Origin of the sequence: Bradyrhizobium sp. CCBAU 11361, from assembly GCF_028128935.1 — a bacterium.
GTDB classification, from domain to species: Bacteria; Pseudomonadota; Alphaproteobacteria; order Rhizobiales; family Xanthobacteraceae; genus Bradyrhizobium; species Bradyrhizobium niftali.
The window spans coordinates 52,219-66,370 of sequence record NZ_LBJZ01000187.1; the positions used below are offsets into that span (position 1 = coordinate 52,219).

14 protein-coding genes are annotated in these 14,152 nt (G+C 65.9%); 7 read left to right on the top strand and 7 right to left on the bottom strand.

Features of this window, described 5'->3' with window-relative positions; genetic code table 11:
* Positions 1-5: 5 nt before the first annotated feature.
* On the bottom strand, positions 6-3,374 hold the full coding sequence (locus XI08_RS27765; RefSeq protein WP_271576816.1) for a helicase-related protein: 3,369 nt from the start codon (positions 3,372-3,374) through the stop codon (positions 6-8).
* A gap of 738 nt (positions 3,375-4,112) precedes the next feature.
* Entirely contained in the window at positions 4,113-4,922 is an 810-nt protein-coding gene (locus XI08_RS27770; protein WP_271576893.1) for a DUF3108 domain-containing protein, read from the bottom strand.
* A gap of 531 nt (positions 4,923-5,453) precedes the next feature.
* Between XI08_RS27770 and rpmB the strand changes: the two genes are divergently transcribed.
* The 3 genes from rpmB to ftsZ all read left to right on the top strand — a co-directional run bounded on the left by rpmB (position 5,454) and on the right by ftsZ (position 8,093).
* Positions 5,454-5,762 (top strand): 50S ribosomal protein L28, encoded by a 309-nt coding sequence (gene rpmB / locus XI08_RS27775; RefSeq protein ID WP_011082994.1) that lies wholly within the window; start codon positions 5,454-5,456, stop codon positions 5,760-5,762.
* 406 nt (positions 5,763-6,168) lie between these two features.
* Positions 6,169-6,783, top strand: coding sequence for a hypothetical protein (locus tag XI08_RS27780; RefSeq protein ID WP_271576817.1), 615 nt, complete (start codon positions 6,169-6,171; stop codon positions 6,781-6,783).
* A 50-nt stretch (positions 6,784-6,833) separates the two neighbouring features.
* Positions 6,834-8,093, top strand: a complete 1,260-nt coding sequence (gene ftsZ, locus XI08_RS27785) for a cell division protein FtsZ (RefSeq protein ID WP_271576818.1) — start codon at positions 6,834-6,836, stop codon at positions 8,091-8,093.
* Positions 8,094-8,325: 232 nt separating this feature from the next.
* On the opposite strand, the gene XI08_RS27790 is transcribed toward ftsZ, so the two are convergent.
* Positions 8,326-8,874 carry a hypothetical protein gene (locus XI08_RS27790; RefSeq protein WP_236842158.1) on the bottom strand — a complete coding sequence of 183 codons (549 nt, stop codon included), beginning with the start codon at positions 8,872-8,874 and terminating at the stop codon, positions 8,326-8,328.
* Positions 8,875-9,057: 183 nt separating this feature from the next.
* On the opposite strand from XI08_RS27790, the gene XI08_RS27795 reads away from it, so the two are divergent.
* Entirely contained in the window at positions 9,058-9,180 is a 123-nt protein-coding gene (locus tag XI08_RS27795; RefSeq protein WP_271576819.1) for a hypothetical protein, read from the top strand.
* 11 nt (positions 9,181-9,191) lie between these two features.
* Here the strand turns inward: XI08_RS27795 and XI08_RS27800 are convergent, their stop codons facing one another.
* From XI08_RS27800 to XI08_RS27810, 3 genes are all read right to left on the bottom strand, one after another.
* On the bottom strand, positions 9,192-9,470 hold the full coding sequence (locus XI08_RS27800; protein WP_011083000.1) for a DUF1488 domain-containing protein: 279 nt from the start codon (positions 9,468-9,470) through the stop codon (positions 9,192-9,194).
* A gap of 285 nt (positions 9,471-9,755) precedes the next feature.
* Positions 9,756-10,052, bottom strand: coding sequence for a hypothetical protein (locus XI08_RS27805; RefSeq protein WP_027545228.1), 297 nt, complete (start codon positions 10,050-10,052; stop codon positions 9,756-9,758).
* On the bottom strand, positions 10,045-10,332 hold the full coding sequence (locus XI08_RS27810) for a hypothetical protein (RefSeq protein WP_271576820.1): 288 nt from the start codon (positions 10,330-10,332) through the stop codon (positions 10,045-10,047). The genes XI08_RS27805 and XI08_RS27810 overlap by 8 nt, the downstream gene beginning before the upstream one ends.
* A 391-nt stretch (positions 10,333-10,723) precedes the next feature.
* Here XI08_RS27810 and XI08_RS27815 point away from each other — a divergent pair, with 391 nt between their 5' ends.
* From XI08_RS27815 to XI08_RS27825, 3 genes are all read left to right on the top strand, one after another.
* Positions 10,724-11,059, top strand: a complete 336-nt coding sequence (locus tag XI08_RS27815) for a hypothetical protein (protein ID WP_271576894.1) — start codon at positions 10,724-10,726, stop codon at positions 11,057-11,059.
* Between the two features lie 365 nt (positions 11,060-11,424).
* Positions 11,425-12,786: a T6SS phospholipase effector Tle1-like catalytic domain-containing protein gene (locus XI08_RS27820; RefSeq protein ID WP_271576821.1), complete on the top strand. Its 1,362-nt coding sequence runs from the start codon at positions 11,425-11,427 to the stop codon at positions 12,784-12,786.
* Positions 12,787-13,222: 436 nt separating this feature from the next.
* A complete protein-coding gene (locus XI08_RS27825) occupies positions 13,223-13,468 on the top strand; it encodes a PilZ domain-containing protein (RefSeq protein ID WP_027545230.1) in 246 nt (81 codons plus the stop codon).
* A 201-nt stretch (positions 13,469-13,669) separates the two neighbouring features.
* Here XI08_RS27825 and XI08_RS27830 read toward each other — a convergent pair whose 3' ends face one another.
* Positions 13,670-14,077, bottom strand: coding sequence for a hypothetical protein (locus XI08_RS27830; RefSeq protein ID WP_027545231.1), 408 nt, complete (start codon positions 14,075-14,077; stop codon positions 13,670-13,672).
* Positions 14,078-14,152 lie beyond the last annotated feature (75 nt).

Consider the following 14,152-nt stretch of genomic DNA (forward strand, 5'->3'; position numbering starts at 1 on the left):
GTGGGCTACTCCTTGCGCCCTGCGAGCTGCTCCTTCAGCGCAGCGAGCTTTGCGAAGGGCGAATTGGGATCGACCGGCCGATCACGCTCGCGCGGGTTCGCGCTCGAGGCGTAGGGGCGCAGCGACGGCCCGCCCTGACGGTCACGGCCCTTGTCGCGGTCGCGGCCGCGATTGTCGCGATCGCCGCCGAACTTGCCCTTGTTGCGATCGCGATCCTTGTCGCGGTCCTTGCCCTGGAAGCTGCGGTTCTTGTCGTCGCGCCCTTCGGGACGCGGCGCGCCTTCGGCACCACCCTCGCGGCCTTTGCGGAAATCTCTGCCGCCATCCCTGCGACCGCCGTGACGATGGCGCTCGCCGCGCTTCTCGCCGTCGGCTGCTTGCGCGGCCTCGCCTTCGGCGGGCGCAGCACCCGCCTCGGCGCCCGCCTGCGGGCGTGGCTGATGATGGTGACGCTGGTGGCGATGACGCTCGTGGCGCGGCTTGCGGTCCTCGTGACGGCCACCGGGACGCCAGACCTCGACCAGCTCGGGCTCGGCGGGCGCGGCCTCGACGGGCGCGGCGGCGTCGGGCGATGCAGCAGCTTCGACCGCGGCAGCTTCAGCGGGAGCTGCCTCAAGGCCGGCAACCTCCGCAGGCGCAGCGGCTTCCTCTTCGGCCGGCGGCGCGATGCCGGGAGCGTCTTCGGGCGTGACGGGAGCATCTAGCGATGCTTCGAGCACCGGCTCGTCCTGCGCGGGCGCGTCGTGCTGCTCCATGCCGGGCGCGTCTTCGACGGTGACTGCGACCGCAGCGGCTTCGATCGGCGTGTCTGCGGCGGCGGCGTCCTCGACCGGCGTTTCGGTCGCAGGCGTCTCGGCGGGCGCCTCTGCGCTGGAAGCTTCAGCAATGAGCGCCACAGGCTTCGGCGGCAGCGGCGGGCGCTTCTCCATGCGATAGCCGAGCGCACGCAGCACCGAGGCGAAATCTTCGCCCGCGGAGCCCGTGAGCGAGGTCATCGCCTGCGTCACCACGAAGCTGCGGCCGTCGAACGCGCCGGCGGGCTTTTCGCCGGGCGAGTTATCACGCCAGGCCAGCGCCGGGCGGATCAGATCGGCAAGGCGCTCCAGGATGTCGACGCGCACGGCGCGCTCGCCGGCCTGCTTGTAGCCGAGCACGCGATAGGCATCGCGCGGCAGCTGCTTGTCGACCGGGAACGAGGTGCGGCCCGAAGATGCCAGATGCTGCGCGCCCGAGAGCGAGGACAGATCGACATTGTCCTGCTTCAGCGCCCACAGCAGCGCGGCGAGCGCACGCGCAGCGGGCTTCAAGAGGCCGGGGAAATAGAGGTGATAGGCGCCGAAGCGGACGCCGTATTTGCGCAAGGTCGCGCGCGAGGGCTGGTCGAGATCCTTCAACTCGTTGGCGATCTTGGGACGCTCGAGCACGCCGAGCGCCTCGACGAGCTGATAGGCGATGCCGCGGGCAATGCCGGTGACGTCCTCGGCCTTAGAGAGCTCGAACATCGGCCCGAGCAGTTTTTCGATATGCGTCTTGAGCCAGAGCTCGAGGCGCGCCTGCACCTTCTCGCGCGGGCTGCCGGTCAGGCGCTCGTCGGAGATGATGCGGATGCGCGGATGCAGCGCATCCTCTGCGGCGGACAGTCGCGCCACGGCGTCGCCGGTCCAGCGGATGGTGCCTTCCGAGGTCAGCACGAACTGCTCGTCCGGCGCGTTGCCCAGTTTTTCGGCGCGCGCGTTGATCTCGCCGGCGAGCACCGCTTGGGCCGCAGCCTGCAAGGCTTTCGCATCGGAGCCGGCTTCCGCCGCATCCGGTGCAAAGGTGAAGCCATCGAGACGGCCGATGACATGGCCTTCGACGATGACTTCGCCGGTCTTGCCGATTTCAGTATTCAAGCTCGTGTTCTCCCGCAGGCGGCGCATCAATACACTGGTCCGGCGATCAACGAAACGCTCAGTCAAGCGTTCATGGAGCGCATCCGATAATTTATTTTCGACCTCCCGCGTAATCCCCTGCCAGTGTTCGGGGTCCGCGAGCCAGTCCGGCCGGTTGGCGACGAAGGTCCAGGTGCGGATCTGCGCGATCCGGCCCGACAGCGTGTCGATATCGCCGTCGATGCGGTCGGCCTGGTCGACCTGGGCCGCATACCAGGCATCGGGAATGCGGCCCTTCTGCATCAGGAAGCCGTACAGCGTGGTGACGAGCTCGGCATGGGCCGCCGGGGACAATTTTCGGTAATCGGGGACCTGGCAGGCCTCCCACAGCCGCTCCACCGCCAGCTTGCCATGTGCGGAATCGCGCACATCGGCGTCGCGGGCGACGTGGTCGAGCACGCGCATGTCCTCGGCGATCGGCGCCCGCGTCAGCGCCTCATGGCCGGGGGAGAGGTTCAGCGACACCTGGAGCGCGCCGAGGGAGGAGAAATCCAGCTTCGAATTGCGCCATTGCAGCATCTTCACGCTGTCGAAGGTGTGGTTCTGCAGCGCGTTGACGAGCTCGGGCTCGAACGGCGCGCAGCGGCCGGTGGTGCCGAACGTTCCATTCCGCGTGGCGCGGCCGGCGCGGCCGGCGATCTGCGCGAATTCGGACGGCGTCAGGCGGCGGAACTGGTAGCCGTCGAACTTGCGGTCGGAGGCGAAGGCGACGTGGTCGACGTCGAGATTGAGGCCCATGCCGACCGCGTCGGTGGCGACGAGATAGTCGACGTCGCCGTTCTGGAACATCGACACTTGCGCATTTCTGGTACGCGGGCTGAGCGAGCCGAGCACGACGGCCGCGCCGCCATGCTGGCGGCGGATCAGCTCGGCGATGGCGTAGACCTCGTCGGCCGAGAACGCGACGATGGCGGTGCGCCGCGGCTGGCGCGTGATCTTGCGATCGCCGGCAAATTCCAGCTGCGACAGCCGCGGCCGCGTAATCATGGACACGCCGGGCAAGAGGCGCTCGATGATCGGGCGCATGGTGGCAGCGCCCAAGAGCAGCGTCTCGTCGCGGCCGCGGCGGTTGAGGATGCGGTCGGTGAAGACGTGGCCGCGCTCGAGATCGGAGGCGATCTGGACCTCGTCCACGGCGAGGAAGGAGACGTCGAGATCCCTGGGCATCGCCTCGACGGTGGAGACCCAATAGCGCGGGTTCTTCGGCTTGATCTTCTCCTCGCCGGTGATCAGCGCGACGCTCTCCACGCCCTTGCGATCGACGATCTTGTTATAGACCTCGCGCGCAAGCAGGCGCAGCGGCAGGCCGATCATGCCGGAGGGATGCGCGAGCATCCGCTCGATGGCGAGATGGGTCTTGCCGGTGTTGGTCGGCCCGAGCACCGCAGTGACGCCCGCGCCGGGTGCGCGCTCGGAGGCGAAGGGGGAAGGGGGAAAAGCCATTCTGTACGATTAGGTAGTGCCGATTTCGGCGAATGTCAGTGCTGTTTGGGGCGGTGAGGCGGCTGGGCGGTTCCCGCACGCACTGTTGTCATCGCCCGGCTCGACCGGGCGATCCAGTACGCCGAGGCGGCTGTGGATGAGCCGAGAAGCCGCGGCGTACTGGATGCCCCGGTCAAGCCGGGGCATGACAGCGGAGAGGGCGGCAGCGTTCGGACACATAGCCGACAGATGAATGCCGCCTCGCACATCGTGCGTGTGGGAGCGCTCTCCCCGAACCTCGCGCAACTGTCTCACTTTGCGACGCTTTTCCCAGTGTCCTTAAGCATCGGAACGACTCTAGAACGAATCGCGGCCGAATCGCTGACTCCCCATTGAGCCTGTTCCGTTCACGCAACATGTCGCGGCGCCCTGTGTTTGATTGCACTAGATGGAGTTTTGGGCTGCCGCACAAGCGACACTTCGGTGGCGGGTTCCTTAAAATTGGGGACGGCGCGGAGTCGAATCAGAATCGGGGCGGAGTCAAATGGATTCACGGGGCCCCTCCGCCTGCTCCGCCGTCATGCCTCCCAAACTCATTTTCGCGAAAACAACCCCATGCACAGTAGAAACGGCGCGTGGGCGAGTGGCGGGGTGACGGCGGGTAAGGTGTTGAGGTTGCGCACCGAATCGCTCCGTTCGTCATTCCCCGGCGCGACGCAGTCGCGCGCCAAGGGGCGCGCCCCGGAATGACGGGGAGAATTACTGCGTCTTCGCAACCCGCGGCGGCTGGGCTGATGTGATGAAGCTGGTCGCTTCCAGCATCGCGGGGCCGAGCGGCGTTGGCACTTTCAGCCAGAACGGGACCAGGATGCGCGTGCCGGCGACCGGCGCGAACGCGATCTCGATGTTGCGCTGGGCGGCGAGGTATTTGATCACGGGGCGGTCGGGGATGTAGCCCGCTACGGGCACGAAATAGAGCGCGCAGACGACGACCGGGCCGTGATAGCCCTTCTCCGCCTTCACCGTCTCCATGCGCTTGAAATCAAGCTTGAGGTCGTAGCGCATGCGGCCGTCGAACACCGGCGCGCCGTTGTGGCAGGCGTCCGGCGTCACGGGGTCGCCTGTGCCGGGCACGCGCAAGAGCGAAGCCGTCATCGGGTCCCAGACGCCGCGGCGATGCGCGTCGGTGACGAGGATGCGATCGGGATCGACCGGCGGCTCCGGCACGATACCGAACTCCTTCACATTGCCCTTGTCGAGCGTGATGTGGATCTCTTCGGTCTTCTTCGAGGTGGTGGTGGAGGCCTGGTAACCGGTCGCAACCAGCGCGCCGTTGACAACCCGCCCTTGGCTAGCGCCGGTGCCGGACCCGCCCGCGAACGACTTCAGCAGCCCCGTAGTGCCGCCGGAGGCGGCGGCGGCAAACACGTCGTCCTGGATGTCGATGTTCCAGGCGCCCCTGCCGACCGGAATGCCTGCCAGCGTGGCCTCATACTGCGCCTCGAGCTTGCCTTGCGCCGCCGCCGGCTTCGCCTCCCACGCGAAGGCCAGCCCGCACAGGGCCGCCATGGCCAGCCGGGCGGCAAACCGCGGACTGGCGATGCGCGGCCTGGGCGCAAGTCGGGGGAAAATGAGCACGAAACAATCCAATCGGGGCGCGACGGTTGTTATTTAAGCCAAAAACCGCGGCAAACAATGTGTCCGGGCGTATCAGGCGCGGAACTCCACCGGAGTCTTCGGGGGCGAATACGCCCTTTATGTGATGGTAAGGCACTTCAAACATTGCCGTTTTGGTGATCGGGGGTGGTAATCCTGTGCCAGCACTCCGCCGTCATGCCCCGGCTTGACCGGGGCATCCAGTACGCCGCAGCCCCTCGACTCCGGCCGCGCCGTCACGGAATACTGGATCGCCCGGCCAAGCCGGGCGATGACACCTATTGTGGGGCATGGCGCGGGCCCAAAACCCCGCCCCAAAAACTTGACGTCCCGCCGCTTCCCCCCTATACGTCCGCCGCTCCCTGCAAGGACAGAGAATTTGCCCCCGTGGCGCCCCGAATGGCGGCCGCAAATCGTTGGGGGCTTAGATTGAGGATTTGTGACATGTCTCGCCGCTGCGAACTGACGGCCAAGGGCCCCCTCGTCGGCCACAAGGTCAGCCACTCCAACATCAAGACCAAGCGCCGCTTCCTGCCGAACCTCGTCAACGTGACGTTCATCAGCGAAGCCCTGGAGCGGAACGTGCGCCTGCGCGTCTCGACCAACGCGGTCAAGAGCGTGGACCACAATGGCGGCCTAGACGCCTTCCTGCTCAAGGCCAGCGCCGACGCCCTGTCGCCGCGCGCCCTCGAGCTGAAGCGCGCCATCCAGAAGAAGGTCGGCGTCACCGCGCCGGTCAAGAAGGCCAGCTAAGCGAATTTTTGAGTTGGGCGGGGGCTAAGTAGCGTGGCGTAGGCTTAGCCAAGTAGAGTTTTGTGTAACGGCCGGATCGGAAGATCCGGCCGTTTTTGTTGAGGTAAAGAACTAAGCTGCGGCGATGGCGCCGCGGCGCAACGAAGCTTTGCCGCAAGTCGGGCAATCCCCCCGTTTGGCAACGGGCGAGATGAAGGGCGCCTCAGGCCTGAATGGTGTAAGATATATTTGCTGGTCTGTCGCGGGCACAACCTCTCCTGCGGCTCGCCCGGCACGGCGACGCCACCCGTAAACCAGCACCGCGCGCGCGTTAACCATGCATTAACCAATGCACCCTAGCCTGCTGTAATCGTCCAGCCATCATTAGCTCGAAATGCCTTCCCGGTTCGCTCCAGGAGAAGCGCCGATGTGCGTTGCGTTGTTGACGTATGCCGATCTCAGTGCCCGCCTCAAGATCTCGCGCGAGGCCGCTCGTTCGCTGGCGAGACGTCGCCGGTTGCCGCGCTCGCGGTCGGATGATGGCAAGGCCCTGATCAGCGTTGATTTCTCCGAGCTCCGCTACACGTCCCGCCCGCGACGTGCCCGCCAGGCAGGCCACATCGATGCCGCCATGACAAAGATCGAGGCGGTAGAGCCATTTCCGTTCCGACGGAGTCGGAACGGGGCTCTAGATTCCTGTTCTGACGCGTTTTCTTCACGCGAACCGGCACCCACTTCACTCGAAAACGCTCTGGAGATCAACGCACTCAAGGCAGAGGTCGCGCGGCTCGAAGAAGTCGCAGCCGCCTACAGGGCCGTGTTCGAGCGAGAGCGTGAGCGCGCCGATCGTCTGGCCGTCGAGCTGATGCAGGCGGCGGCCGAGACGGCGGCAGCCAATGCGTGGGCGGCACGACTGGAAGACGAAGTGGCGGACTTACGGACCGGTCGCCGCCCTGGCGGCGGGATCGCGGGACAGGCCGCGCTTCGATTGGGACATCTGGCCGCTGCGATCGTGCAAGCAGATCGCGCGGCTCGCAGGTAGCACTCGAACCTTTCCCCATTCCCGGCCGCCGGAGCAACCGCGAGGACAGAATGACTGGCATCACCGACATTCGCGAGATGAAGGCCCGCATCGTCGTATTCGGCGTCGGCGGCGCCGGCGGCAACGCCGTCAACAACATGATCACGGCCGGGCTGCAAGGGGTCGAGTTCGTCGTCGCCAATACCGACGCGCAGGCGCTTGCAATGTCGAAGGCGACGCGCCTCATCCAGCTCGGCACAACGGTCACCGCAGGCCTCGGCGCCGGCTCGCAGCCGGAATTGGGACGCGCCGCAGCCGAGGAGGTCATCGATACGATCCGCGAGCACCTGACCGGCGCGCACATGGTGTTCGTGACGGCCGGCATGGGCGGCGGCACCGGCACCGGGGCTGCACCGATCATCGCCAGGACCGCGCGCGAGCTCGGCATCCTCACCATCGGCGTGGTAACCAAGCCGTTCTACTTCGAGGGCCAGCGCCGCATGCGCTTTGCCGAAGCCGGCGTCGAGGAGCTGCTGAAGACGGTCGACACCCTCTTGATCATCCCGAACCAGAACCTGTTCCGGGTGGCCAGCGAGAAGACCACGTTCGCCGATGCCTTCGCCCTTGCCGACCAGGTGCTCTATTCGGGCGTGGCCTGCATCAGCGACCTCATCGTCAAGGAAGGTCTGATCAATCTCGATTTTGCCGACGTCCTCTCCGTCATGAAGGAGAAGGGCAAGGCGATGATGGGACGGGGCGAGGCTTCCGGCGAGAAGCGCGTGCTCGCCGCCGCCGTGGCCGCGATCTCCAATCCGCTGATCGAGAATCCCTCGATCAAGCGTGCCAGTGGCCTCATCATCTCCATCACCGGCGGCAGGGATCTCATGCTGTACGAGGTCGACGAAGCCGCGACCCGCATTCGCGACGAGGCCGATCCGGACGCCAACATCATCGTCGGTGCGTCGTTTGACGAAAGCCTCGAAGGCATCGTCCGCGTCTCGGTGGTTGCGACCGGAATCGATAATCTCGATCCGGCGCAGCAGGCGCTACCGGTGGAAACCGCCCTCACGCAGCTCGCCGGCAGGCTGCGCAACGACGGCCGTCGCATCGCCGATCGCATCGAGCGCAGTGCTACCCTGCCGCAAGTGGAAAGCCCGCCGCTCCGCCCGCAGCCGCACCACCCCGTGGGGCCACCGGCAAGGCCGGGTCTGGACTATGCGCGGCAGGCGGCGCTTCAGCCGCTCGATCCTTACGGCCGCGCCCCTGCGCGCAATGCGCCCGACGAGGCCGTTCTCGATATCCCGGCCTTCCTGCGCCGCGCCGCCAACTGAGCGGTGGCGAAGGAGGTGCGCTCCCTCTCCCGCAAGCGGGAGAGGTTCGAACGAGCCCGCGGCCAGTCGATTCGACTTAAAGCCATTCCGCTTTAGGTCCAGGGTGTGATGAGATCAGGTTCGGCCGCCCGGTTCACCCTCTCCCCAGCAGGGAGAGGTGGCCTAGTTCTCAACTCGCTCCGAACGTCAGATTATGCAGACAAGGTCTTGAGCTGCGCAGCGTGCCGGGGCTTCAAGCCGCCGTGCTGCGCGGGCTCTCGGCGGTGTCCTTCTTGTCCGTCTCCCTGTCGCGGGACAGCCACGCCGGAAAACGAAGCAGGCGCTCGTTGGTGTCCTTTGGCAGCTCGATGGGCGGCGCTTCAATGGCCGAACTCGGCAGGTCCAGCGCTGCCTGTCCGGTTCGCACCGCATCCGCGCGCTGATCCAGTTCGCGGAGCAGGGGATCGAGCACGCTGTCGATCTCGGTCGCCACCGACACCAGGAAACTATTGAGCTCGCGCGCCTCGGGCACAACCGCCGCAGCCTGCTCGATCGCCCTCGAGAGACCATCGACGACAGGCGCAAACGCGCCGGCGGCTTGCTTGATTCGCGTCTTGATCGCTTCGACCTCGCTCAAGACGCGCTCACGCTCACGCCTTTTCTTTTCCTCCGAAAGACGGGCTTCAATTTCGGCGATCTGGGCCGTCAGGGTCGTGGCTTCGGATGCAAGCGCATCTCGTCTTCCGCGCGCGCGATCGAGATCGCGGCTGAGATTGTCCACTAAGTCGTCCTTTCCGAACATGGCTTTGCTCCGTGGGACAGGCGCTTTGCCCTGTAGGACGGCCTTGGCGCGAACCGCCAACCTCGCCACCGACCGGATGGCCGGATCGGCCGAAACAGGCATGAACCTCGGTCGCGTCACATGGGCCGACATGGTGATCCCCCATCGTCAACATTAGGCAACCGCATGGTTAACAGACGGTTAATGTCAACAGACGATGCGGCCATGGGGCGTGACGGCACCGGCAACGAGATCCCGAAGAACATCTCCAACGTCCTGAAGCTCCATCGCTGCCTGCGCAAGACGGACAAGTCGCAGCCGCGGTAGCCCGCCTCCCCCTACCCCCGAAAATCAATGCTCCGCAGCACGATCCCCGGCGGCGTGCCCTCGAACTCGGTCGCGCGGTACTTGCTCGCGGCGCGGGCCTCGATGCGGTCGCGCAGGCGGGTGAACTGGGCTTCGCGCTGCTCGGGCCGAGCCTGCGGGCCGCGCTCGAGATAGTCCATCGCGGAGGTCGAGATCGCGCATGCGATCTCCTTCGATCCGTCCTGCATCAGGAACTGGACGATGCCCCGGTCCTGTTCGTAGCCGACGAAGCGGCTGCTCGTGAGTGTCATGGCTTACTCCCTTACGCGATTGCGCCCTGGCGCGGTTGGCGCCGGGTTTCGGCGCCGCCGCGGCACGTGAATTCCTCTCGTTGCCCGGCCTGGTGCGCAATTGCGCGACGGGGCCGGGGCCCATGAGTCCGGTCAGCGTTGTGGAGGCACGCTGTGGCCATGCTCGTTCACGATAACTCAATTCGGTGGTTATGGGTCCCGGCCTTCGCCGGGACGACGGCTGTGTTCCACGTGCGCACCGCCGCTGCCGCGCGTCGGCCGGCCTTGCGCAATCGCCACTGAGCCTCAACTGTCGCCACTGAGCCTGGCGAAATCGTCGAACAGGGCCGTCACCAGCGCGCGGTGGCGGGTGTCCTCGGTGGAGAGGCTGGCGGCATAGAGGTTGAGCAGGTAGCGCGCCTTCACCGCGGCCTCGGGCCACGAGGTGGCGGGCACGGTCATCAGGCGGTTCTCGAGATCGGCCTCGCGCTCGCGCAGCTCCCGGACATTGTTCTCGACCTCGGCCAGCGCGCGGCGCAAATCGGTCGCCTTCTGGGCGGCCATGCCGCGATGCCTGTCGAGATCCACCGGGACGTCAGTCATGGGCAATGCTCTGGGCGACGCTCGCCTGCGCATCCGCGGCTTGCGCGTCCGCAAGGTCGACCGAGCCGATCGACAACATTTCCGTGATGCCGCCGCGCCCGCCTTCGGCCGGCACCGTGATCATGGTGGCGACGCGGCGCCAGCACGGGAATGACAGGCCCTCGATCATCTCCTCGTCGGTGACGACGTCATAGCTGCCCGCAGGCAGCAACCGGTCGATGCCGTGGATGCGGAACGGATGCCTGAAGGTGACGGTTTCTCGCCGCGAACGGATGGTCATGCACGCCTGCCTTCCTGCGAAGCGGAGCCCCAACCGACGCCGGGTTGCCGTGAGCATGCGCTCCCTGGGCGGCAATAGCCAGCAATATCATCACCGCGCCGCGCGCGGTTAAGGCCGCAGGCGACGCGCGGCGTTTTAGTCCTCGCTATTGGCGGGGGGCAGGCGTAGGCTCGGCCCTATCACCGCACTTCCTGCAACGGCATCGACCGGTGACTGAGGGTCACGTGCGCTCCCGCCGATAGAGCAGCGTTCAGAGCATGGCGTTGTCATGCTCTGCAGGAGCGTGCGATGCCGCGGTTTCGCGTCTCGGAATGGATCGTTCCACAGGTCGACGTCGCGCTGTTCCTTCTGCTTCTGGTCTGCGCGGCGGCCATCCTCAATGGCTAGGACAATGCGCGTGCCCTATCTGGTCAGCGGTACCAACGAATATGGCTGCTCCAATCTCGGCCGCGGCAGCGCCACCGTCGCGCTGCGGCTGGCGCGGAAGCTGCTACGCGAGGGCTACATGGACGTGCGCGTCTGCACGCCGCGCGGACGCGTGCTGCAATCCGACGAACTGGACGAACTCAACCCCCCACAGGAGACCGACGCCATGGCCAAGGGACAGCAACGCGGCAACCGCGAAACCAAGAAGCCGAAGAAGGACAAGACCAAGATCATCGCCGCAGCACCGAGCCGCAAGGACGTGGCTTGGCAGCCGGACTTCGGACCGGGAAAGAAGAAGTAGGCGCTTCTTCGCCTCTCCCCGCTCTTGTCCGCCGAAGCTTTGGCGAAGGCCAATGCGGACGGAAGCAAGTCCTCTCCTGTCGTCGTCCTGGCCTAGTGCGCAATTGCGCACGGGAGCCAGGACCCATAACCCAGGGAGGAGTTTGGCGAAGGGCGGTCGTTCGGGATTAGCACCTGTTGTCACGGATGAATCACGCGGTATGGGTCCTGGCTCCCCGTGCGCAATTGCGCACTAGGCCAGGACGACAGCGGAGGCTGTGGTTCGGCTCAGCGAACACATGACCCCACCGCAACCCCCACCGTCTCCTCGCCGTCGCGCTTTTTTGCTATACTCGCCCCGGTAGCATTACCGGGAGGGGCCGACCTGTGGAGCACGAGCGCAAGATCGAAGCGAAGACCGAACCCAAGAGCGAACCGAAGAGCGAACCGAAGAACCTCGTCATCTGCTGCGACGGCACCGGCAACGAGATCAGCGAGAACATCTCCAACGTCCTCAAGCTCTATCGCTGCCTGCGCAAGACCGACAAGACGTCGCCGCGGCAGATGGTGTTCTACGATCCCGGCGTCGGCACGGTGACGGAGCCGACGACGTGGCACCGCCTCAAGGCCAACGTCAATCTGGTGCTGGGGCTCGCCACCGGCTACGGGCTCGATGACAACGTGCTGTCAGCCTATAGCTTCCTGGTCGAGCACTACGCGCCCGGCGACAAGATCTATCTGTTCGGCTTCTCGCGCGGCGCCTACACCGTGCGGGTGCTGGCGGGGCTGATCCACAAGGTCGGCCTGATCTCGCCGGAGCAGGCCAACCTCGCAGGCTCGGGCCTCGTCGCCTACAAGCAATATTCCGGCTCGGGGCGCGGCAACGACATCGCGGACCTCAGGGACGCCGGCTCCGACGACGACGGGCCGCTGCCGCAGGACAAGTTCGACCTCGCCGCGCAGTTCGCGCGCATCACCTCCTCGCGCTGGCCGACCATCCATTTCATCGGGGTGTGGGACACCGTGGCGAGCGTGATCGTGCCGCGCGCCGACCGGCTGTACTGGCCGAGCATCGAGGAGCTCGCCTTCACGCTGCGCAATCCGAGCGTGAAGATTTTCCGGCAGGCGATCGCGATCGACGAGCGGCGCTGCATGTTCCGCCTCAAGCAATGGCGGGAGCCGCAGGAATATTGGAGCAACCGCTTCGTGCCCGACGACAAGAAGGAGCCGCAGGACATCATGCAGGTGTGGTTCGCCGGCGTGCACAGCGACGTCGGCGGCGGCTATCCGGAGACCGAGAGCGGGGATTCGAAGTATCCGCTTGTGTGGATGATCGAGGAGGCGGCGAAGGCCGGCCTCAACTTCAACCCGCGCACCGTCAACCAGCTCGCCTGGGGCGTCCAGCGCAAGAACTCACCGTTCCAGTATGTCCCGCCCGCCTATACCGGCAAGACGGGCGAATTGCACAATTCGATGACGGCGGCCTGGCGGCTGCTGGAATATGTGCCGAAGAGCGCGAAGTACCGGGAGTGGCCGGAGCGAAAGGTGTTTCTCGGCTTCTACATCCCCGATTGCGAGCCGCGCCTGATCCCCGAAGGCGCGCATGTGCACGAGAGCGTGGTGAAGCGGATGGCGGTGGAGCCGGACTACCGGCCGGTGAACCTGCCGAAGGCGTATGAAACGGTGCCGATGCCGGTGCCGCCGCATGTGGGGGTCGCGGCGGAGGCGGATGAGATGGTGACGGGGTGAGGTGATGCCGGCGCCATACGCGCGTCATTGCGAGGAGCCCTTGCGACGAAGCAATCCAGAATCCCTCCGCGGCAAGATTCTGGATTGCTTCGCTTCCGCTCGCAATGACGGTGAAGGAGGCAGGGGCGCGTGACACCTTCTGCCGTCGTCCCGGCGAAGGCCGGGACCCATAACCCCAGGGAGTGGTTTGGCGAAGACTCGTCGTTCGGGACTGCCACCGTCCACAATCGAGAAATCACGCGGTATGGGTCCCGGCCTTCGCCGGGACGACGGCGGAGCTTGAGGCAACGCCGCCTCACCCCGCTACCGCCGCTTTCTCCATTCGCCGCTACTTTTCATTAAAATTCTCGCGCCGACCTTAGTCGGATCGCATCATCTCCCGTCGATCATCGGAGCCTACCACCGCGCTATCCGCGGAATTGGAGGAGATGTGCCAATGCATCCGCGAAGGTTCGCCCGTGTGAAGCCCGCAGGACTGGTGTCGCGCCAGGCCAAGATCATCACCGACCCGCGCGCGCCGGTGATCCCCTGCACGCTGATCGACTATTCGCCCGGCGGGGCCTGCGTCGATCTCGGCGGCCAGGTGAGCATCCCCGACCGGTTCGAGCTGCTGCACGTCAACACCAAGAAGCGCTGCCGCATCGCCTGGAAGCGCGGCACGCGGGTCGGCGTGGTGTTTTGAGAGGGATCGCATTCAGCCGTCTAGACTGAACGCCCGCCGCGCCCCCATCGTCGTCCTGGCGAAAGCCAGGACCCATACCGCGGAATCTATCGGTCGTGGATGGTAGGCGTACCGGACAACGAGTCTCCGCCAAACTTCTCCCTAGGGTAATGGGTCCTGGCTTTCGCCAGGACGACACCGGAATTGCGGCGACGGCTTTGCCTACTTCCGCATCCGCGCCTTCGCGCCCGCGACGATCTGCATGGCGACGCCGGCGATCCAGCCGAACAGGACGAGCCAGGTCCAGACCATGTGCGGATCGAGCCGCAGCACGATGACGGCGACCGAGGCGAGCGCGGTGAGTGTGGCGCAGAGCGTGCCGGCGGAGCTCAAGAATTCCGCGGCGTCGATGGCGCTGTGCGCCTCGTCGAAGGGCAGCTGCGGCGTGTCGATGCCGAGATAGAAACCGACCGCACCGAGCCCCATCATCAGCGCCAGGAACCCCTGCGTGGTGAGCGGAGCGATCGCCGATCCGACATAGGCGCCGACGAACAGCCCGCACGCGGCCCCCGCCATCGCGAGGCCCATGCGCTCCAGCACGTGAGCGGCGTTGCGAACACGAAAACGCATGGCGGGCCTCCGTGAGGCATTGAACGTGGAAAGGTTAGGCCAGTTTTGCGGGGGGTGGAAGCTGAGGGAGGTTAC

What these genes read in the sequence shown, in the direction of transcription:
- XI08_RS27765 (WP_271576816.1), bottom strand. Translation starts at nt 3,374, where the DNA reads ATGGCTTTTCCCCCTTCCCCCTTCGCCTCCGAGCGCGCACCCGGCGCG.
- XI08_RS27770 (WP_271576893.1), bottom strand. Translation starts at nt 4,922, where the DNA reads ATGGCGGCCCTGTGCGGGCTGGCCTTCGCGTGGGAGGCGAAGCCGGCG.
- rpmB (WP_011082994.1), top strand. Translation starts at nt 5,454, where the DNA reads ATGTCTCGCCGCTGCGAACTGACGGCCAAGGGCCCCCTCGTCGGCCAC.
- XI08_RS27780 (WP_271576817.1), top strand. Translation starts at nt 6,169, where the DNA reads ATGTGCGTTGCGTTGTTGACGTATGCCGATCTCAGTGCCCGCCTCAAG.
- ftsZ (WP_271576818.1), top strand. Translation starts at nt 6,834, where the DNA reads ATGACTGGCATCACCGACATTCGCGAGATGAAGGCCCGCATCGTCGTA.
- XI08_RS27790 (WP_236842158.1), bottom strand. Translation starts at nt 8,874, where the DNA reads ATGTTCGGAAAGGACGACTTAGTGGACAATCTCAGCCGCGATCTCGAT.
- XI08_RS27795 (WP_271576819.1), top strand. Translation starts at nt 9,058, where the DNA reads ATGTCAACAGACGATGCGGCCATGGGGCGTGACGGCACCGGCAACGAG.
- XI08_RS27800 (WP_011083000.1), bottom strand. Translation starts at nt 9,470, where the DNA reads ATGACACTCACGAGCAGCCGCTTCGTCGGCTACGAACAGGACCGGGGC.
- XI08_RS27805 (WP_027545228.1), bottom strand. Translation starts at nt 10,052, where the DNA reads ATGACTGACGTCCCGGTGGATCTCGACAGGCATCGCGGCATGGCCGCC.
- XI08_RS27810 (WP_271576820.1), bottom strand. Translation starts at nt 10,332, where the DNA reads ATGACCATCCGTTCGCGGCGAGAAACCGTCACCTTCAGGCATCCGTTC.
- XI08_RS27815 (WP_271576894.1), top strand. Translation starts at nt 10,724, where the DNA reads ATGCGCGTGCCCTATCTGGTCAGCGGTACCAACGAATATGGCTGCTCC.
- XI08_RS27825 (WP_027545230.1), top strand. Translation starts at nt 13,223, where the DNA reads ATGCATCCGCGAAGGTTCGCCCGTGTGAAGCCCGCAGGACTGGTGTCG.
- XI08_RS27830 (WP_027545231.1), bottom strand. Translation starts at nt 14,077, where the DNA reads ATGCGTTTTCGTGTTCGCAACGCCGCTCACGTGCTGGAGCGCATGGGC.